The 19,302-nt window shown below is 55.8% G+C and carries 15 protein-coding genes; 11 read left to right on the top strand and 4 right to left on the bottom strand.

Features of this window, described 5'->3' with window-relative positions:
- Positions 1 to 360 precede the first annotated feature (360 nt).
- Positions 361 to 1,665, top strand: a complete 1,305-nt coding sequence (locus tag K5845_RS15890; RefSeq protein ID WP_046478404.1) for an FCSD flavin-binding domain-containing protein — start codon at positions 361 to 363, stop codon at positions 1,663 to 1,665.
- 133 nt (positions 1,666 to 1,798) lie between these two features.
- Here K5845_RS15890 and K5845_RS15895 read toward each other — a convergent pair whose 3' ends face one another.
- The 3 genes from K5845_RS15895 to K5845_RS15905 form a co-directional block, all read right to left on the bottom strand.
- A complete protein-coding gene (locus K5845_RS15895; protein ID WP_139165372.1) occupies positions 1,799 to 2,131 on the bottom strand; it encodes a c-type cytochrome in 333 nt (110 codons plus the stop codon).
- Positions 2,132 to 2,378: 247 nt separating this feature from the next.
- Positions 2,379 to 3,698 (bottom strand): PepSY-associated TM helix domain-containing protein, encoded by a 1,320-nt coding sequence (locus K5845_RS15900; protein WP_287959460.1) that lies wholly within the window; start codon positions 3,696 to 3,698, stop codon positions 2,379 to 2,381.
- Between the two features lie 26 nt (positions 3,699 to 3,724).
- Complete coding sequence (locus K5845_RS15905) at positions 3,725 to 6,058, bottom strand: TonB-dependent siderophore receptor (protein ID WP_287959461.1); 2,334 nt, start codon at positions 6,056 to 6,058, stop codon at positions 3,725 to 3,727.
- Positions 6,059 to 6,437: 379 nt separating this feature from the next.
- Here K5845_RS15905 and K5845_RS15910 point away from each other — a divergent pair, with 379 nt between their 5' ends.
- Complete coding sequence (locus tag K5845_RS15910; RefSeq protein WP_090230040.1) at positions 6,438 to 7,163, top strand: sulfite exporter TauE/SafE family protein; 726 nt, start codon at positions 6,438 to 6,440, stop codon at positions 7,161 to 7,163.
- A gap of 21 nt (positions 7,164 to 7,184) precedes the next feature.
- On the opposite strand, the gene K5845_RS15915 is transcribed toward K5845_RS15910, so the two are convergent.
- Positions 7,185 to 7,940 carry an IclR family transcriptional regulator gene (locus K5845_RS15915; RefSeq protein ID WP_160298722.1) on the bottom strand — a complete coding sequence of 252 codons (756 nt, stop codon included), beginning with the start codon at positions 7,938 to 7,940 and terminating at the stop codon, positions 7,185 to 7,187.
- Positions 7,941 to 8,360: 420 nt separating this feature from the next.
- Between K5845_RS15915 and K5845_RS15920 the strand changes: the two genes are divergently transcribed.
- The 9 genes from K5845_RS15920 to K5845_RS15960 all read left to right on the top strand — a co-directional run bounded on the left by K5845_RS15920 (position 8,361) and on the right by K5845_RS15960 (position 19,294).
- A complete protein-coding gene (locus K5845_RS15920) occupies positions 8,361 to 9,581 on the top strand; it encodes a TRAP transporter substrate-binding protein (RefSeq protein WP_046478409.1) in 1,221 nt (406 codons plus the stop codon).
- A gap of 89 nt (positions 9,582 to 9,670) precedes the next feature.
- Positions 9,671 to 10,201 carry a TRAP transporter small permease gene (locus tag K5845_RS15925; RefSeq protein WP_046478410.1) on the top strand — a complete coding sequence of 177 codons (531 nt, stop codon included), beginning with the start codon at positions 9,671 to 9,673 and terminating at the stop codon, positions 10,199 to 10,201.
- A gap of 13 nt (positions 10,202 to 10,214) precedes the next feature.
- Positions 10,215 to 11,498, top strand: a complete 1,284-nt coding sequence (locus tag K5845_RS15930) for a TRAP transporter large permease (protein WP_287959462.1) — start codon at positions 10,215 to 10,217, stop codon at positions 11,496 to 11,498.
- Positions 11,499 to 11,581: 83 nt separating this feature from the next.
- Positions 11,582 to 13,189, top strand: coding sequence for a GMC family oxidoreductase (locus tag K5845_RS15935; protein WP_046478412.1), 1,608 nt, complete (start codon positions 11,582 to 11,584; stop codon positions 13,187 to 13,189).
- Positions 13,190 to 13,940: 751 nt separating this feature from the next.
- A complete protein-coding gene (locus K5845_RS15940) occupies positions 13,941 to 14,285 on the top strand; it encodes an STAS domain-containing protein (RefSeq protein ID WP_046478413.1) in 345 nt (114 codons plus the stop codon).
- On the top strand, positions 14,282 to 14,650 hold the full coding sequence (locus tag K5845_RS15945; RefSeq protein WP_287959463.1) for a response regulator: 369 nt from the start codon (positions 14,282 to 14,284) through the stop codon (positions 14,648 to 14,650). Before K5845_RS15940 ends, K5845_RS15945 begins: the two co-directional genes overlap by 4 nt.
- Entirely contained in the window at positions 14,647 to 16,653 is a 2,007-nt protein-coding gene (locus tag K5845_RS15950; RefSeq protein WP_287959464.1) for a chemotaxis protein CheA, read from the top strand. Before K5845_RS15945 ends, K5845_RS15950 begins: the two co-directional genes overlap by 4 nt.
- Positions 16,650 to 17,174 (top strand): chemotaxis protein CheW, encoded by a 525-nt coding sequence (locus tag K5845_RS15955; protein ID WP_244464912.1) that lies wholly within the window; start codon positions 16,650 to 16,652, stop codon positions 17,172 to 17,174. Before K5845_RS15950 ends, K5845_RS15955 begins: the two co-directional genes overlap by 4 nt.
- Complete coding sequence (locus K5845_RS15960; RefSeq protein ID WP_046478416.1) at positions 17,171 to 19,294, top strand: HAMP domain-containing methyl-accepting chemotaxis protein; 2,124 nt, start codon at positions 17,171 to 17,173, stop codon at positions 19,292 to 19,294. Before K5845_RS15955 ends, K5845_RS15960 begins: the two co-directional genes overlap by 4 nt.
- Positions 19,295 to 19,302 lie beyond the last annotated feature (8 nt).

Here is a 19,302-nt window from a genome sequence, read left to right on the forward strand (position 1 = left end):
TTTCACGAGGCGTGGCCATACATGGACGATACGTCCCTGCTCCCACATTCTAGATGTCGTCGACAATAAATGCCGGCGGGGTTGAACATGATGGCTGGGTGGAACTGATCAGATATAACTGAATCAGGGGGGATATCGTTACCTTTCTCAAAATCGCTGGATGATGTGGTGAACGTTAGTTCATCGCGGGTTGGAAACATGGGCTTCGCGCGCATGTCAGTCAAACAAGCGTAGTCGGGAGTATGGGGTTGCGGGAGGACTTTAGGGGGTGAGGTCAACAAGCTTTGCGGGGGCTTGGCAGCTTCAGCCGATTGGAAAATCTGTCGTGTGGAAGCACGCAGAAAGGGAGTAGGGCTTAGGATGAAAAAGATCACGCGCAGGCAGCTTGGCTATATGGCTGGTGCGGCAGGTGTTGCTGCGGTTGGAACCTTAACATTCGGCCGGGCAGCCATTGCTCAGGGGAGTGCCAAGGTTGTTGTCGTCGGCGGTGGCGCCGGTGGCGCAACGGTGGCTAACAAGATCAAAGCTGCCGCTCCGAATCTCGATGTGACGTTGGTCGAGGCTAATCCGGCGTTCACGACTTGCTTCTTCTCGAACTTGTATCTCGGTGGTCTCGTTTCTTTTGACGACATTACCCATGACTATAAGAACATCTCAGATCTTGGCGTCAAAGTCGTTCACGACTGGGCCGAGGACGTGGATACAGCTGCGAAGGTTGTGAAGCTGAAGGGCGGCACGCAATTGCCCTACGATCGTTTGGTGCTGTCACCTGGCATCGAGCTCAAATACGATTCCGTTCCGGGCTATTCGAAGGAAGCTGCCGAGCTCATGCCGCATGCGTGGCAAGCCGGTGCGCAGACAAAGCTTCTCAAGGCGAAACTTGAAGCCATGGATGACGGGGGCCTCGTTGTTCTTGCGGCTCCACCTAACCCTTATCGCTGCCCGCCTGGGCCTTACGAGCGTATGTGCATGATCGCGCACTACCTGAAGACGGCGAAGCCGAAATCAAAGCTCATCCTGTTTGATCCGAAAACGAAGTTTTCCAAACAGGGAGCCTTCATGGAAGGGTTCAAGGCTCACTACGCGGATATCATCGAAGTGAATCTCACTGACGAGATTGATTCTTATGCTTTGACGCGTGTCGATCCCAAAACGGGTGAGATCGAGACTGCCAGTGGGCGCAAGGAGAAGGCCGATGTCGCCAACATTGTGCCAGCGCAACGCGCGGGCTTGATCGCGCATCGCGCAGGGTGTGCCGAAGGAGATTGGTGCCCCACCAATCCGGAGAACATGTCTTCCACGAAGGTGGAAAACGTCTACGTGCTGGGTGATGCTTCCGTGGCGACAGAGATGCCCAAGTCGGCGTTTTCTGCAAACAGCCAGGCCAAAGTCGTTGCGGCTGACATTCTGGCAGAACTTGCCGAGAAGAAGAAGTTCCCGCCGCGTTTCCGCAACACATGTTGGTCGGCTATTGCGCCGAAGGACGGCATCAAGGTCGGAGCCAACTACACTCCGGGTGAGAAGGAGGGTAAGCCGGCGCTCGTTGCGAAGGACAGCTTTGTCTCGAAGCCGGGAGAGCCGGTAGGCTTGCGCGAGGAAACCTTCACCGAAAGCTTCGGATGGTACTCGGGCATTGTGTCGGACATCTTTGCGAAACCGGCTTGAAGCCGGAGTTGCGGATCTTCCGGATTAGGAGATCGGCAGCTTTTCATGAGACCAAATTCATGAAAAAGGCCGAACGCTTCGGATAAGCGTTCGGCCTTTTTGACGTGTGGTGTACAGGTGGTTCTGGTCGTAGTTATTTGTTCGGATTGAGCGAGCCAAAATAAACCGCGAGGGCCCTTATCTGTTCTGCGTCGAGCGAGCGCGCGACTGAGATCATTGTGGTGTTGGTGCGTGATCCGCTTTTGTAGGCTTCGAGTGCTGAAACAAAGTGATCGGTATCGAGGCCCGTTATGGCCGGGATTCCATCCGAACTGCTCTTTGTCTGATGGCAGGTCGTGCATTCTCCAGCCAGGTATTCTCCGTAAGCCATCAATTCCGGATTTGTGGCTGTTTGAGCTCGGGCTGCATATTCTGTAGCTGTCACACCTAGGACGGCCATGGTCGTGGCAAGGCAAAGTAAGCGCATTGATCTCGTCTTCTCCCATTCCCGTCGCGATCGGATTGGCTGATCATCTTGTTGCCCAAACATACGCGACACATAGTAATATGCGAATATAATTTTGAGCATTTCAGGACAGGCGCCGCAGCGGAAGCGTGTCGGAGATCTTGCTGTGTCAGAAGGGGGCTATTGCCGCTGAATTATGCGATTGCGCGGCGCTCTTTGACGGGATGCGTCAACCGGTAGATTCGCTGCGCCACGCCTTTTGCCGCCTTTACTCCGCAGGGATGTTGTTGGGCGCCGATGATCCGTAGCCGCGGTCGCGTGTCCTTGAGGCCGTGGCGCTCTGGCGGGCGGCGCGCTTCTTGAACCAGATGACGATGCCGGTGATGGACAGCAGCGCCACAACTAGCCCCATGAACGACAGGAACACACGCCCCGGAATCCCGGCGATGCGGCCCGAGTGTAATGGGAACTGCAGCTGCATGAAGATGTCGGCGGCTGTACCCTCCCACGGGATGCGGCCGCCCTTGAAGGATCCGTCTGAGGCGTCGACAAACAGCATCTTCATCGCCATCGTGTTGTGGTCGTCTTCTGGGCGGTAAAAGCTCACCGCGTAAAGCCCGTGCTGGGTGCCGTAGAACACGCTGCCGGGGGGCTCGTTCCAGCCTTGGCGTTGCATTTCGCGCCCAGCTGCTTTGATGGCTTCGGCGAAGTTCAGCTTAGGCTCGATCGGCTTGTTCAACGGAGTTCCCGCCACGTCGTCGAAGGCATCGGGCGTGAGTGTCGAAACGGTGCTGAGGATCGGCCGTACGACTTCATCGTTGAGATTCATTGAGATCGACGTGAAGGCGAGGATGAATAGCATCAGCCACAACCACAGCCCGAAGGCGCGGTGCAGGTCGAGGTTGAGCCGGTAGGTGCTGGCTCCCCGCTTGATTTTCCACGCTGGTTTCCAGCGTTGCCACCAAGATTGGCTAGTACCGGCCTGAGGACTTTCGGCATGCTTGGCTCCGGTCGCTACGGCTGCGGCGGCACTGCCGCGACGCCGACGTGGCAGCGTGAGATGGAAGCCGACGAAACAATCAAACAGCCAGACGATGCCGACCAGCCCCATGAACCACATGCCGATCTCGATGTTCCACATATCCGGGATGTGCATCGAGTAATGCAGCTTGTAGAGGAACGGCAGGATGTTCTCTGAGTCGAGCGAGATTGCGCCCCAGAAGCGTTTGCCCGCGACCTCGCCGGTCACGGGATCCAGGAATACCTGGTTGTAGTCTACTGAATAAAGCTCACCCGTTTTGGGATCGACGCGCGGCTGCACAAAGGCCTCGAAGTTGTGACCTTCCTCGATCGCAAGGGGGAAGAAGGTGGCTCTTACCCTCGGATCGGCTTCTTCGATTTTTTTGGCGAGGGCTAGCGGATCAATTGATGGGCCACCGGTGCTCTTGGCGTGGAAGAGATGCGGGTTGAGCGCCTCGTCAAGCTCATGGTCCCATGAAATCAGCGCGCCGGTGAGCCCTGCGATCAACAGGAACACCGCGATAAAGAGCCCTGCCCACCGGTGAATGATGACGAATGCGTTGCGCATATTTTTCTTTTAAAAAACCTTAGTGATCAGAACTTGTAGGTTAGTCCGGTGGTGATGGTGCGCGCGTTGCCGTACCAGCAATCACCGCGATTAAGGCACGTCGAAACGTATTCCTTATCCTCGAGGTTCTTGGCATTGATGGACCAGCGCCAGTGGTCTTCTTCGTAGGCGATCATCGCGTCGAACAGCGCAACGTCAGGGACCTCTATCGTGGCGTGATCATCCCAGGACTTGCCGATGTACCGGACGCCAGCGCCGACCGACCAGCCTTTGAGGTAGGGTTGATCGAACTCCCAAATGCCCCACAAGGATGCCAGATGCTTGGGGATGGATTCGATCTGATTGCCGTCAATCTCGGTGCCATCGTTGTATTGGGCCTGCGTATAGGAATAGCCGCCAACGATCTTCAGGTTTTCGGTGACTTTTCCGGCTAGCTCGATCTCGAAGCCCTTGATTGCCACCTCGCCGATCTGTTGGCCGTAAAAACCTGGATCGTGGTACACGATGCGATTGTTTTCGGCGATGTCGTAGATGGCGCTGTTGATGACGAAGTTTGTGCCGGGCGGCTGATACTTGAAGCCGAGTTCGTACATGCGGCCCTCCCGTGGATCGAAGGTATTACCGCTGCTGTCCGTGCCGACTTCGGGAACGAAGGATTCCCCGTAGCTGAAGTAGGGTGTGAAGCCCGAGGCGAACTCATACATAAGGCCAGCGCGGTAGGTTACTGCGTCGTCCTTCTGAGCCGCGCTGCCCTCCGCTTTGTTTTCAACCCAATCCTTGCGAAGGCCCAGGACCGCGATCCAGTTCCCTAACCGTATTTGGTCTTGCAGGTATAGCCCCGTCTGAGTGACCCGTTGGTCAGCGAAGGAGCATATTTCCAGGTTTGGAGGGGAGGAGCTTGTCTGATTGGCGTTATTGCAGTCCGTCCAGTCCCACTGTCCCTGACCATAGACGGGGTTATAGACGTTGAATTTGCCATTATCGTTTGCGGAGGCTGTGCCTTGGCTGGCATGGAAATTCGCGAAATCAATGCCGCCCAGCACCTTGTGCGAAAGAGTGCCGGTCGAGAACTTGGCTTCAAGATTGGTGTCTTGGTTGAAGATCTGCGTGTCGGTGACCGACTTCCATTTCAGGCGTTGCAGCGTTTCTTGGTTCGGGTCCTGATAGCCATTCCACCACGCAGCGTAAGTGCTGTCATAGTCGTTATGTATGTCCGCATAGCGTGACGCATGACTGAGCTTGAACACTGAGTTGAATTTGTGTTCGAAGAGCAATGTGCCTGAAGCGACATCCGTCTTGTAATGGTCCCCAGGCTCGCCCGCGAAGTTTTCGCGCGGGATCGTGCGACCGTTGACATTTGGGTAGAGAGTGCCCACGAAGGGGAAGAACTGTGAGCTGGAACCTGTCTCGTCCTTCTGGAAATGGCCAAGTAAGGTGATGCTGGTGTCGTTCGTCGGACGATACGTGATCGACGGCGCAATGGCGTAACGATCATCCTCGACGTAGTTCACCTGCGTATCGGCATCACGCGCAAGACCGGTCAGGCGGTAGGACCATTTGCCGTCCGAGGTCACGGGCCCCGTCATATCGAACTTCACTTGCTTGAAGTCGAACGTGCCGTACTCCGCTGTGATCTCGCCGCCTTGCTCGTTCTGCGGGCGCTTGGTGACGCCGTTTATGATACCGCCAACCGGAGCTTGACCGTAGAGCACCGAGGCAGGGCCACGCAGTACCTCGATGCGCTCCATGAAATAGGGATCGATGCGGTAGTTGAAGGTGTAATAGCTAAACGTCCGGCGTAGGCCATCGAGGTATTCGGCGGCCTCCGTTCCACGAATTAACGCGCTGTCTGTGCGGCTGTCGAAACCGTAAGCGTCAGCAACGACGCCGGGGACGTAGCGCAATGCATCCTGTACGGATTGTGCGCCTTGGTCGCGGATCTGCTCGGCGCCGACAACTGAAATCGATTGCGGGACTTCGCGGAGGGGTGTGTCCGTTTTGGTGCCAGTGGCGCTTTGGGCCGCGACGTAGCCTTGGACCGGACTCGTTGCCGTTTGGGGCTGAACTGTTCCTTCCGCGGGGCCGCTTGGTGCCGTTGCCGCGACGGGCTGTGGGGGCGCTTGCGCCGGGGCCGTTGATTTCTGTGCTGTCTTCTTTGTCTGTTTAGGCGTCGGTTCCGGCGAGGTGATGACCTCCACTTCGGGCAACGTCATTGCTGGCGAAATTGGCTGCTCATCGCTATTTTGTTCAGTCGTCGATAAAGGGGGATCGGCTTGTTGGGCCAGGACCGGTGCTTGTTGGGCCAGAACGACTACGACCATTGCGCCTGCTATTGATGTCGCCTCTAAAATTCTCGCCATTGCTTGTGCTAACCGCCCTGGTTTTCAAAACTCTGAAAATCGCGTACGACTTCTACTGCGCACGTGATTGGCGGAGGCAGAGTTCCTGGGCCGCGCGCAGAGTTCGCATTGGTGGGCGTGATTCTTAACTCAATAAGTATAGAATCAGCAATGCAAAGCTTCTAATTTTTTTGTTATTGAGTTCTCCGTGATCATGTTGTCAAACGGGCACATGGTATTTTTCAATCGATGCTTCGTGCCTTTGAAAATTCCGCTCGCTCAGCTGTCGGCGGATACTCTGTGGGCGGACAATTACCCCTCCTAACGGTGACTGAGTTTTTATCCGCTTGCTGCTGCGGCGCGGGAGGTGCAATGTCCGCTGCCTTGCTGCGAGGGGAAGATGACACAAGAGTTGATCGCTGCCGTTGGGATTGCTGTGGCGGCAGGTTTATTGCGTGGGTTTGCTGGCGTCGGTTCCGGCATGTTTATGGCGCCGTTCTTTGTCCATCTGTTTGGACCGGTCCAAACAGTTGGCATCATCATCCTCATTGAGATTGTCGCGACAGCACAGTTGTTGCCGTCAGTACGCAACGACATTCAGTGGCGCATGATCTCGCCGATGGGATTAGCAGCCGCGGCGCTCATGCCGTTGGGAGGATGGTTTCTCGTTAGTCTCGACCGAGCTAGTATCCAGTTTGGCGTTGCGCTTCTGGTCTCGTTGTCGGCGCTGCTCTTAATGAGTGGTTGGCGCTATGAAGGGCGCCGTCCCACGATGCTGAGTGTTGCCGTGGGGGGGCTCTCTGGATTTTTGATGGCGGTGACGAGCCTCGGAAATCCTCCGGTCATGGTCTATCTTCTGTCGAGTGACGCGCCAGCTCGGGTCAATCGTGCGAACTTCACTGGATACTTTGCGCTTACGCTTGTGGCTCTTATAGCCCTGATGAGTTTGCGCGGGTTGATTACGCGAGATGTTCTCTTCACGGCCGTGGCGTTGATGCCCGGCTTTTTGCTTGCCACCTGGCTCGGCAGTCGCATGTTCCGGTCTTCCAACGAACTCACCTATCGGCGCGTGGCGCTGGGTATTCTGCTGCTCGCGGGACTCTATGGGATATATCTGTCGATGTGACAGGTGTAGCTGACCCGTCAGCTAGACGTCATCCTTGTCCGCGTCGTCGGTGGGCAGCGTGTCTTCCAAATCTGCAGCGGCGTTTCTCAACGACGGGAGGAATGAGAGGATTTGGTCGAGCGTCAGCCGCGCTGTCGGGCCGTGACACGCTATGCCGGCGACAACGCGTCCCTGCTTGTTGCGCACCGGGACAGCCAGCGCGACGAGCCCTTCAAGAAACTCCTCGTCGTCGATGCTGTAGCCGCGTTTGCGGATCAATTCGATCTCTCGCTCCATCGCGTCCAGGTCCGTTATGGTGCGCGGTGTGTGCGTGGGCAGCTGTGTAACCGAGAGCAATTTCTGCCGTCGGGCCCGGTTCATATCGGAGAGGAAAAGTTTGCCGCTGGCTGTGCAATGGAGCGGCACCATCGAACCTGGCTCTAGATGCATGCGAAGCGGCCAGCGTGATTCGACACGGTCAATGTAGATGGATTGATCGTGGATGCGCATGGAGAGATTGCAGGTTTCGCCGATCTCGTTGACGAGCTTCTGAAGGATGGCGCGGCGTTCCGGTTTCATGCCGGCGTTTACGACTTCAAGGCCGAGGTGCCAAAGGCGATGGCCCACACCGTAGTGCCGGCTGTCGATATCTCTCAGCAAATAGCCCGCTGCTTCGAGCTGCTGGCACATGCGGTGTACAGTTGGCTTGGGTAAGCCGATCTTGGCTGCGATCTCTGCGACCGAGAGAGTTCCTTCGTTTTCTGCGACAGCCGATATGACGCTCATGGCGCGCAGCATTACCGAGCTCGTTTCCCGTTCCTCAGCCTTTGGCCGTGTGCGCGAGGGTCCAAGTTTTGCTTTTGCTAGGGGCATTTCCGCTGATTTTCTTTCAAAGTTTTTTTTGATGCTCGCGCCTAGGAGCGCACGTCCATTGATTTGCTTTTCTCTGCCTACATCAAGGTCTGGATGTCTACATCACTTGTTTCCTAGTCCGTTTAATTCCTGCGCCCTTAGTCGTAGGCCGTTCCATTTTCCGCGAATTTGAATGTGGGATGCTGCGATGCAGCACGGAATTTGTATTGCGTCGACACTATAAAGCAGCTCAAATGATATGTATCGTCTCAAATGACGATAATTGGTTCTGGTGAAGATGATGTCTACGGCTGTGGCTGAGTCCACCTGCCGGAACATAAAAAACGGTATTTTGGGAGAACGCACATGGAGCTTAAGGCAAAGGGATTGAGCCGACGGGACCTCGGCCGCATAGCGTTCCAATACGGATGGACCTCAACGCTCTTTGCTCTGGCAGGGATGTCGGGTGTCGTCACTGCCAGCAGCTTGGCGCGGGCAGCGGAAGAAACTGCTAAGAAGCGGAAACCGGCGAAGCACACGCTGAAATTCGGTGCGTCGGGCTTTAACGAGAACAACCTGAATATTCAAAAATCGGGGCAGTTATTTTTTGCAAAGGATCTCGAGGATCGCACCGACGGTGAAATTCGTGTCGAGTTCCTGGGTTCTAACCAGATCTGCGGTCAGCTCGATTGCGTGCAGAAGACGCAGCAGGACATTGTACAGATCTTTTCGGCGTCGACTCAGAACTCCGCAGGCAACGCGCCGTACTACAACGTTCTCGACTTTGCCTACATGTTCCCTACACGGGCTTCGCAGTATCACTTCTTTTACAGCCCGAAGAGCAACAAGGTCTTTCGTGAGCCGCTAGAAGCTCGCCACAAGATCAAGTTCCTTTTTACGCACTGCGAACTTCGTGGTCTGATGCTCGGCAAGAAGTGGGCTGATAAGCCGGTCGTTACCAAGATTGAAGATCTCGCTGGCACGAAGAACCGCGTTACCGGCACACAGCTTGGCCGTATCGCGATGCAGCTTTTGAACCTCAATCCCGTTCCGATCGCTTGGGAAGAAACGCTCGATGGTTTGCGCCAGGGGCTGATCGACGGCGCGGAAACTTGGATGGGTGCTGCGGCCTATGCCAACATGACGCCAGTTCTCGGGCAGGCGGTTGATCTCCGCTTCTTCTGCGGGACGGAGCACACGGCCATGAGCGCTCCCGTCTTCAACAAGCTCGAGCCGCATCTGCAGGATGCCATCATGGAATCGTCTTACACCGCGCAGGTGCACGTCCAAGGCTGTCACGAAGCGGCCCTGGTCGACATCGTGGGTGCAACGAACCCGCCGCGTCCGGGAACGTTGTTCAATGAGTACGGCGTCAAGGTCGCCGTGCTTTCGAAGGAAGAGCTGAAGAGGACCGAGCAGATGTGCTCGCCTGAGTTCAAGCCGGAGCCTTGGGAGCAATGGCGTGAACGGTTGAACGGCTGGTCCGGCGGACAGGACGTCTACAAGACGATCTACGACATCGCTCGCGAAATCCCAGAGGATACGAGCCCGGTGAACGTGCCTCCGCAGCGCTGGTGGAAGGCATAAGCCCTCAAAGTCGCAATGGCACAGCACATTGGTAGCCACTGTTGTGCTGTGCCGACTTTATCCTACCTAACCCAGCGGAATAAGACGCCATGTCCGTGATTGTGAAGCCGTTCAAGTGGCTTGACGCCAATCTTGAGCGATATCTCATCATTCTCGCCTACGGCACCATGACTTCGATCATTTTCGTCGAAGTTATTCAGCGCTTTGCCTTCAATCAGCAGGCGCCATGGTCGACAACGATTCCCGTTTATCTGTTCGTTTGGATCACGTGGATCGGGGCGGCTTATAACGTTCGGCGGCGCAGCCATCTCGCTTTTACCGAGCTGCGGGCTTCAATGCCTTACGTGCTTCAATTTCTATGCACGTTGCTCGATCACATTCTCTGGATCGGCTTTGGCACGATGGTGATCTACTATTCGATCGATCTTGTTCAGCTGCTTCGCGACAACTACGCGATCGTTCCGGGCACCGACGATGTGATGCAGTGGTGGTTCTATCTCGCCATTCCGGTGGGTTGGGGGATGCTCGTTCTGAGATCACTCCAAAATATCATCGAGGATATCGGACGTTTTCGGCGTAGTGAGCCGTTCACGTTTACCGCCTCCATTGGCAGCAACTAAGGGCGGGGAAACGATGGATACGACAACACTTGTAATCCTTGCCTCGATCGGGGGAACTGTACTGTTCCTGATCGGCGTTCCGGTCTTTCTGGTGCTTGGGCTGTGGATCGTGATGGCAAGCAATGCCATTGGTTTCACACTTTCAAATATCCCGACGACACTGTTCGAAGGCATCAACTTCTTCGGCTTGTTGGCTTTGCCGCTGTTTATCCTGACGGGTGACATGATCAGTGCTGCGGGTATCGCCCGTCGGCTAACGGATTTTTCGCGCGCAGCACTAAGCTGGCTGTCAGGCGGTATGGCTATTTCTACGCTTGGCGCTTGCGGCCTCTTTGCTGCTATCTCCGGCTCCAACGCTGCGACGACCGCGACGATCGGCAAGATCATGTATCCGCAGCTGGTTGATGAGAACTACGACAAGCGTTTTGCAGCCGCGACGATCGCGGCAGGAGGCGTGGTCGGCATCATCATTCCACCGAGTGTTATCTTCATCGTTTACGGGTTCATTATGAACCTGCCCATCGGCACGTTGTTTATCGCGGGCCTGTTGCCGGGCATCCTGATGGTCATCGCGATGCAGATGGTTGCGCTCTACATGGCGTGGCGAAACGGATGGGGAATGACATTTGCCTTTTCGCTGAAGAAAACGCTCATAGCGGGCGCTAAAGCCTATCTTGGCTTCTTGGCGATCTTCATCGTTCTGTTCGGAATTTACTCCGGCATTTTCTCGCCAACGGAAGCTGCTGCGATGACGGTGGGATACTGCTTCGTGGCCGGTACGTTCGTAACGCGCGAAATCAAGCTACGTCAGGTGCCCTCGATCCTGATGAGTTCAGGCCAGATTACCGGTCTGCTCGCTCCCTTAATCGCGATTTCAATCGTGATGCAGCAGATGTTCTCGCTTATGGGCGCAGAGCAGGCGATCCGTGATTTCGTCATGAGTTTCGGTGGTGGTTACGCAGTGACGCTGGCAGTCTGCATGGCCATCGTGTTGATTACCGGTACGATCCTAGAGAGCCTTCCGGTTACCGTCATTCTGGCACCAGTGCTCGCGCCGCTTGCCGCGCACGTCGGCGTGGATCCCGTGCATTTCGCGGTGATCTTCCTCGTCGGCGCGTCTATCGGTTTCATTACGCCACCGTACGGACTCAATCTCTATGTGGCGTCTAGCGTGACGTCTCTGCCGTACCTGCAACTTGTCCGGTTCGTGGTGCCCTACTTCGTCGCCCTGGTTCTTGTCTGGGCGCTCGTAGCGGCATTTCCTGTGCTCTCGCTGTGGCTTACGCAATTCATGTAAGGGCGGGCGCAGCGAGACGGCACTGACGAAGTATCAATTGAATATGGTCCGAACCCCGGCGAGAGCCGGGGCAGGGAGAGAGCATGCCTAAGTCTTGGGGTGAATTCGATTATGTGATCGTCGGCGCTGGGTCGGCGGGCTGCGTTATCGCCAATCGGCTCAGCAGCAATCCATCGGTAAGCGTTGCGATCCTCGAAGCGGGCGGTCGCGATTGGAACCCCTGGATCCACGTGCCGGTCGGCTATTTCAAGACAATGCATAACCCGAGTGTCGATTGGTGCTACCAGACCGAGCCGGACAAGGGACTGAACGGCCGTCGGCTGGAGTGGCCGCGCGGAAAAGTGCTCGGCGGTTCAAGCTCACTGAATGGCTTGCTCTATGTGCGTGGCCAGAAAGAAGACTACGACGGCTGGCGTCAGATGGGGAACGTCGGTTGGGGTTGGGATGACGTGTTGCCCTACTTCAAGCGCGCAGAGGATCAAGAACGTGGTGAGGACGATTTCCACGGTGTCGGTGGTCCGCTTGCTGTCTCGAATATGCGGTTGAGCCGTCCTATCTGTGATGCATGGGTGGCTGCTGCGCAGAACGCGGGATATCCGTTCAATCCTGACTACAACGGAGCTTCGCAAGAGGGTGTTGGCTATTTTCAGCTAACAGCTCGGAAGGGACGTCGCTGCAGTACGGCTGTCGGCTATCTGCATCCGATCAAGCACCGTAAGAACCTGCAGATCTTTACGCACGCGCAGACAAAGCGCCTTCTGATCGAAGAGGGACGTGCAGCTGGGGTCGTGCTTTCTCATCATGGTTCTGAATGCTTGGTGCGCGCCAAGCGAGAGGTGATCCTTAGCGCAGGTGCGATCGGTTCTCCGCAGATTCTTATGTACTCCGGAATCGGGCCAGGAAAGGAACTTGCGGAGCATGGCATCTCACCAGTGGTCGATCAGCCTGAAGTGGGCAAGAATCTGCAAGATCACTTGCAGGCACGATTGGTTTACAAGTGCAACGAACCGACCTTGAATGATGAGGTGCGTAGTCTGTTCAACCAGGCGCGGATTGGGCTCAAGTACATCATGTTCCGGGCTGGTCCGATGACGATGGCGGCAAGCCTTGCGACCGGGTTCATGCGGACAAACGACGCTGTTGCAACGCCTGATATCCAGTTTCACATTCAGCCGTGGTCTGCAGATAGTCCCGGCGAAGGCGTGCATCCGTTTTCAGCATTTACGGCATCGGTTTGCCAACTGCGCCCCGAGAGCAAGGGCGAGATTCGGATCGGCGGTCCAGATCCGCTGCAATATCCGAAGATCTATCCGAACTACCTTGCCACAGGTACGGATCAGCGGACGATTGTCGACGGCATCCGTATTGCGATGCGGATTGCAGAGGAGCAACCGCTCGCCGGAAAGATTGCATCGAGGTTCCGTCCGGGGCCGGATGTGGCGAGCGACGAGGACATCCTTGAATGGGCGCGCAATACTGCAACGACGATTTATCACCCCACGGGAACCTGCCGCATGGGGCCTGATGATCGTGCGGTTGTTGATCCGCGGCTGCGGGTGCGTGGCGTACGCGGTCTCAGGATCGCAGATTGCTCGATCATGCCGCGGATCGTGTCCGGCAATACCAACGCTCCTGCGATCATGATCGGTGAAAAGGCAAGCGACATGATTGCCGAGGATGCCGCGGCCTAGGTTTTCCTTTGAGTGTTCGGGGATGCATGACGGTCGTGCGGCGAAAGCTGCGCGGCCGTTTATGTGTTTGCCTTTTGGGCCGACCCTAAGACCGTCATCTCGCCTATGCGAATTAATAGGCTTGGGCATCTTGATTTTAATGTGCAGCCCGTGACGCGCCCTAACAGGGCGTGCGGGTGTTGAAGTGGACGCGCTAAAGTTCTGAGAAGCCACATCCGTCGGTGTTGATAGCCGCGCTTTATTATTCTTCTTGCGTGTGAGAGTTTTCCGTTTCGACGATCCAGCGCCGACTTCCTCTTTAATCGACGTTTGTGCATCCTCTCCATCAATTGATGCGATCAATCGAACCTATGGTTTCGCCAAACACACGGCGAAATTATTTTCCATTTCTGTGGGTTGATTTTTTAATTGAAGACTTCCGCATTTTTCTCGTTGGAACTCTCAAACTCGACTTGTTGAATTTTTGTTGCAGATGAATCTGTGCATTTTTTTTAGTGCGATTTTCAATCCTTTGTTTGATTTAGGTGTGGCAACATTTTTTTCAAAATCGGTCGCCGAGTAATAAATGATTTAATATTTTTTCGGCATTACTACTGAGTAATGACGTCACCATGGATGTAATTTTAGACAGCTTTTGATGTGGGGCGTTGCGCACAAAGTTTTTGGTTTGAAGCTTTGTGTATTAGCGGGCGTGGGGGCGTCCGGATATCGGTTCAGAATTTGTGGCCGGTGATAAATGGGGGGGCAGGATATGGCTCGGAAACGGCGCGCCAAAATCGCGCTTGCTGGTGGTCTTGGCTTACAGGACGCCAAAGACACTTGTGCGAAACTCGTTCAGGCGCTTGAGAAGTTTGACACAGTGGAAGTCGACCTCAGCGAATTGACAAGTGTCGATGTCAGTATTGTCCAACTTCTGATTGCCGCTCGCAAAAGCGCGAGCGCTAGAGGCAAAGCGCTGACGATTTCATCGAATAGTTCTGAAAATTTTCGCGGAACGCTTGCTGAAATCGGGCTGAGTGGAACGCAGGGCGGGGGCTGCAATCTGGATGCGGCCTTTTGGTTTGGTGGCAAAGGCCTGGAGGGGCAGACGCTATGAGTAAGACGATACTTACAATCGACGATTCCGCTTCTGTAAGGCAGATGGTGGCTATGACTTTGACTGGTGCGGGTTACACCGTCATTGAAGCCGCCGATGGCGCAGAGGGTTTCGCCAAGGCGACCTCCAATAAGGTCAATGCGATTATTACCGATCTCAATATGCCGGTCATGACGGGTATCGAGTTTATTCGCAAGTATCGTGCGCATCCTTCCAGCGTCGGCGTTCCGATCGTTTTTCTGACGACGGAATCCGACGAAGAGCTCAAGAGTCAAGCTAAAGCGGCTGGCGCAACCGGGTGGATCGTAAAGCCCTTCAAACAGGACCAGTTGTTGGCCGTAGTCAAAAAGATTGCAGGGTCATGACAGCAACAGATCCAAACGAAACTTTTCGCCAGGAGGCGCGTGAACTTCTGGAAAGCCTTGAGCAGTCACTTCTTGATCTCGACCAAAATCCGGAGGATCGCGATCTCGTTGACACCGCATTTCGGGCGTTGCACACGCTCAAAGGCTCTGGGGCCATGTTCGGCTTCGATGAAGTTGCGGACTTCGTGCATGACTTTGAGACGGCCTTTGATCAGGTGCGCAAGGGCAAGGCCGATATTGGCCCGAAGCTCATTAGCATTGCGCTCGCTGCAAAGGACCATGTCACTAAGCTTATTGCAGAGCCAGGTGTTCATGCGGCTGGGGGTGCGCCGATCCTTGGGGAACTGAGGTCAATCGTTGCAACCGGGAAGAACGCCGCACCAAAGGATGTCGCTGCTGTAGCCGAACCGACGCCTTTAGCCGAGGGTATGCAAAGCTGGCGGATCAGATTCCGGTTGCCGGACGATGCGCTCATGCTCGGGACAAATCCCGCGTTGTTGCTTGCCGAGTTGAGAGAGCTGGGCGACTGCATCGTTACGGCGTTGAGTGATGACGTTCCCTTGCTTGAGGAGATTGACGTCGAAGTTTGTTATCTGCACTGGGACGTGGTGCTCAACACGACGCGCGGGCAGGACGCAATTGAAGACGTTTTCATCTTCCTTCGCGAGGGCATGGACCTCAATATCGAGTTGATAGAGGCTCCTCCTGTAGGCGTGAACGGCGATGCCGTCGCCCCGGCTTTGTCTGCCGACGCGCCATCTGGAGCATCGAAGATCAAGCAAGGCGGACGCAAGCCAGGTTCATCCGAGCAGGCGAGCTCATCTTTGCGTGTTCCAGCGGAACGCCTCGATGAGCTTATGGACCGCGTGGGTGAATTGGTCATTGCACAGGCGCGTCTCTTGCAAATCGCGTCGGTGAGCGATGACGGCAGCCTCAAGGCGGTTGCCGAGGAGATTGAGCGGCTTGCTTCGGGGTTGCGCGATACCACCATGGGTATTCGCATGGTGCCTATCGGTACGCTGTTTGGTCGTTTCCGTCGCTTGGTTCACGACCTATCTAGCGAGCTTGGCAAGGATATCGAATTCCTCACATCCGGCGAAGAGACCGAACTCGACAAGACCGTCATTGAACGGCTGGCCGATCCGCTGGTTCACGTGATCCGGAACTCCGTTGATCATGGTCTAGAGGATCCCGTGCGTCGTGCGGCGGCTGGGAAGCCTGTTCGAGGCCGTGTCAAGCTTGCCGCGGTCCATAAGGGGGCCGAGGTTGCAATCTCAATCACCGACGATGGCGCAGGGCTTGATGTCGAACGCATTCGGGCCAAGGCGGAAGAGGTTGGGTTGGTCGCACCTGATGCGAAGGTCGCCGATCATGATCTCTTCCAACTCATTTTCCATCCAGGGTTTTCGACGGCGAAGGAAGTTACTGCCGTCTCGGGTCGCGGCGTCGGCATGGATGTGGTCAAGCGTACAATCGATGCGCTGCGTGGCAGCATTGACGTTGTCTCGACGCGTGGCGAAGGAACGACTGTCACCCTGCGGTTGCCCCTTACGCTGGCAATCATCGACGGCATGTTGGTGCGGGTTGGGAACAGTCGATACACCATCCCGCTTTCGGCGGTTGAAGAATGTGTAGAGCTGCCGAACGCCGTATCCTCAGGTGGCAAAGGCCGCAACTTCCTGAATATCCGAGGTTCCCTGATCCCGTTCCTGCGTTTGCGGGAGCTTTTCAAGACGCAGGCGCCGGCTGATCTCCACCAGAAGGTGGTCATTGTTTCGGCCGGTGAGCATCGGGTCGGACTCGTCGTCGATCAGATCCTTGGCAACAACCAGACTGTCATCAAGTCACTCTCGAAACTGCACTCAGATGTCGAGACCTTTTCCGGGGCGACCATCCTTGGGGATGGCACGGTCGCGCTCATTCTCGATGTCGTGCACCTCGTTCGCTTTGGGCAAAATTTCGAGGAGCGCCTGAGGAACATGCACAGCGGGAGGGCGGCATGAGCAACGCAGCTATAAAGACCGAAACCGACTTAGCGGCGACTGGCCCAATGATGCGGGCGCTGACCCTGGGACTTCAGGATGAAGTCTTCGCCATAGAAGCGGAAAGCGTGCGTGAGATTCTCGATGTCGTTCCAATTACCGAAGTTCCCAACGCACGTCCTTTCGTGGGCGGGCTCATCAATGTGCGGGGGCGGGTCGTTCCGCTGGCCGATCTTAGGGTGATGTTCGGCATGGATCGTCCTCCGCCAGGACGCGACACCCGCATTGTCGTGATCGAAATTGAACTGGATGGCGAACCGACAATCGCGGCGATTCTCGCTGACCGGGTTCATGACGTCACCGACATCGAGTTGGCGAACATCGAAGAGGCGCCGAAGGTCGGCATGCGCTGGCGGTCTGAATATGTGCGCGGGATCGGTAAGCACGCGGAGAATTTTATCATCATCCCCGATCTGGGGCGAATCTTTGGAGTGGACGGGGGCGGAGACGCCTTGGCATCGGAGGGAAGGGTAGACCAATGAGACTTACATTGAAATTCAAACTGGGGATGGCATTTGCTGCTGTCGTCCTCTTGTCTGCCGGGGGGATGTTCCTCGGAATTACCAGCATGGCGCAGCTCAATGAGAACTTCGACGCCGTATTGGACGGTCAGGTTGAGCGTATCCGCATGGCGAACCGGATCAATGCTCGTACACTGCGCGTGACACGCGATGAAAAGAATATGATCCTTGCAACCTCGGTCGAGGAGATGGATCAGTTCGCGAAGCAGATGGCGGATGAAGACAAGAAGATCCAAGAAGAATTGGCTAATCTGCGGGCTTCCTCCAGCGATGAAGGAAAACGTCGTGCTGACGCTTTCCTTTCAGCTTGGGAGAATTACATTTCTCTCAATGAAAAGATTCAGGATTTCGCGCGGCTTCAGTCGAGCCTCAGGGCACGCCGTCTGTCTCAGAACGAGGAACGGCAGGGCTTTGATGCCGCGAATGCAGAATTGTTGCGTCTAGCAGATCGAATGAGGGGTGAGGTTGAGGCTGGACAGGCTTCGCTCGCTGTCTTCCGAGATATCGAAAGAGTCATTCCCGAGATGATGAATCTTCAGCGCATCTCAAAGAATATCATTCTTTCGCTGGACAACCGTAGCACTGTGGAGCGCTATTCAAAGGCTATGGATGAAGCCCTGGCAGGGCTTCAGACAAGGCTCGAGGCGGTCCACTCGCGTCTCAGTGACGGCGATCGTGTCATCTTGGATTCTTTCAATGCACGCTATGCCGAATGGGTCAAAGTTCTGCATCAGGTCCGTGATGTTGCCGTGGAAAACGGTAATCAGAAAGCATTTGAACTCGCGAACGGCTCCGCTGCGGAGGCCCGCAGCAAAGCTGTCGCCACATTCCAATCCATCCTTGAGCTGAATGCCAGCCAGTTGGATGAAGCGAAGGTCGCGTCTGATGCAACCTATGAGTCCAGCCGGATGATGTTGCTTGCCTTTCTTGCCGCGGCCGCTCTGATCGGAATAGGTATGGCAGTATGGATCGTTCGTGATGTTATGCGTCAGCTCGGTGGTGAGCCGGCGTATGCTCAGGAAATGGTGCGCGAAGTTGCGTCTGGAAATCTGGGTGTTGAGATTGCCACGCGCAAAGGCGACACGACGAGCCTTTTGGCTTCCGTCAATGACATGACTCTCAAGCTTCGCGAGATTATTGGTGAAGTGACCTCGGCCACGCGTAACGTTGCCTCGGGTAGTCAGGAGATGTCTGCGGCTGCCGAGCAGCTCAGCCAGGGTGCTGTCGAGCAATCATCCTCCACCGAAGAAGCGTCGTCATCGGTTGAGCAGATGGCTGCCAATATCAAGCAGAACGCTGATAACGCCGGCCAGACCGAAACCATTGCCCGTAAGGCTGCGGTTGATGCAGAGGCTTCAGGGTTGGCTGTCGGTGACGCCGTCAAGGCCATGGAGACGATCGCAGAGAAGATTATGATCGTCCAAGAGATTGCTCGTCAGACCGATCTCTTGGCGCTCAACGCTGCGGTAGAGGCCGCTCGCGCTGGTGAGCATGGTCGTGGTTTTGCCGTGGTGGCGTCGGAAGTGCGTAAGCTTGCGGAGCGCAGCCAGGCGGCGGCTCAGGAAATCTCCGGACTATCTGGTGACACTGTGAAATCGGCGCAGTCGGCTGGCGAAATGCTCTCCAAGCTGGTGCCGGACATCAAGAGAACGGCGGAACTTGTTTCCGAAATCTCTGCGGCGTCCAACGAGCAGAATGCTGGGGCAAGTCAGATCAACGCTGCCATACAGCAGCTTGATAAGGTCACCCAGCAGAATACCTCGGCCGCTGAGGAAATGTCTTCGACCGCGGAGGAACTCGCTACTCAGGCAGAGCAGCTGCAGAATTCAATCAGCTACTTCAAGCTGGATGAAACCTCAGTTGTGTCCGCGAAAGTTCGCACAGCCAGCAAGACGCAGGGCGCACGTCGTATGACACCTTCCGCTAAGTCGGGAGTCGCGGCTCTGCAGGATGCGGTTAAAGCTGCAGCTCCACAGATTGCAGCCAAGCGTCCGGCGAAAGCAAATGGTGGCTTCTCGTTCGACATGGGTGAGGGTTCCGACGAACTCGACGCTGAGTTCAAACGCCAGGGTGCGGCGTAAAGGGGGAC

Source organism: Filomicrobium sp., assembly GCF_025698805.1.
In the GTDB taxonomy this organism is placed as follows: Bacteria; Pseudomonadota; Alphaproteobacteria; order Rhizobiales; family Hyphomicrobiaceae; genus Filomicrobium; species Filomicrobium insigne.

What these genes read in the sequence shown, in the direction of transcription:
- K5845_RS15890 (WP_046478404.1), top strand. Translation starts at nt 361, where the DNA reads ATGAAAAAGATCACGCGCAGGCAGCTTGGCTATATGGCTGGTGCGGCA.
- K5845_RS15895 (WP_139165372.1), bottom strand. Translation starts at nt 2,131, where the DNA reads ATGCGCTTACTTTGCCTTGCCACGACCATGGCCGTCCTAGGTGTGACA.
- K5845_RS15900 (WP_287959460.1), bottom strand. Translation starts at nt 3,698, where the DNA reads ATGCGCAACGCATTCGTCATCATTCACCGGTGGGCAGGGCTCTTTATC.
- K5845_RS15905 (WP_287959461.1), bottom strand. Translation starts at nt 6,058, where the DNA reads ATGGCGAGAATTTTAGAGGCGACATCAATAGCAGGCGCAATGGTCGTA.
- K5845_RS15910 (WP_090230040.1), top strand. Translation starts at nt 6,438, where the DNA reads ATGACACAAGAGTTGATCGCTGCCGTTGGGATTGCTGTGGCGGCAGGT.
- K5845_RS15915 (WP_160298722.1), bottom strand. Translation starts at nt 7,940, where the DNA reads ATGCTGCGCGCCATGAGCGTCATATCGGCTGTCGCAGAAAACGAAGGA.
- K5845_RS15920 (WP_046478409.1), top strand. Translation starts at nt 8,361, where the DNA reads ATGGAGCTTAAGGCAAAGGGATTGAGCCGACGGGACCTCGGCCGCATA.
- K5845_RS15925 (WP_046478410.1), top strand. Translation starts at nt 9,671, where the DNA reads ATGTCCGTGATTGTGAAGCCGTTCAAGTGGCTTGACGCCAATCTTGAG.
- K5845_RS15930 (WP_287959462.1), top strand. Translation starts at nt 10,215, where the DNA reads ATGGATACGACAACACTTGTAATCCTTGCCTCGATCGGGGGAACTGTA.
- K5845_RS15935 (WP_046478412.1), top strand. Translation starts at nt 11,582, where the DNA reads ATGCCTAAGTCTTGGGGTGAATTCGATTATGTGATCGTCGGCGCTGGG.
- K5845_RS15940 (WP_046478413.1), top strand. Translation starts at nt 13,941, where the DNA reads ATGGCTCGGAAACGGCGCGCCAAAATCGCGCTTGCTGGTGGTCTTGGC.
- K5845_RS15945 (WP_287959463.1), top strand. Translation starts at nt 14,282, where the DNA reads ATGAGTAAGACGATACTTACAATCGACGATTCCGCTTCTGTAAGGCAG.
- K5845_RS15950 (WP_287959464.1), top strand. Translation starts at nt 14,647, where the DNA reads ATGACAGCAACAGATCCAAACGAAACTTTTCGCCAGGAGGCGCGTGAA.
- K5845_RS15955 (WP_244464912.1), top strand. Translation starts at nt 16,650, where the DNA reads ATGAGCAACGCAGCTATAAAGACCGAAACCGACTTAGCGGCGACTGGC.
- K5845_RS15960 (WP_046478416.1), top strand. Translation starts at nt 17,171, where the DNA reads ATGAGACTTACATTGAAATTCAAACTGGGGATGGCATTTGCTGCTGTC.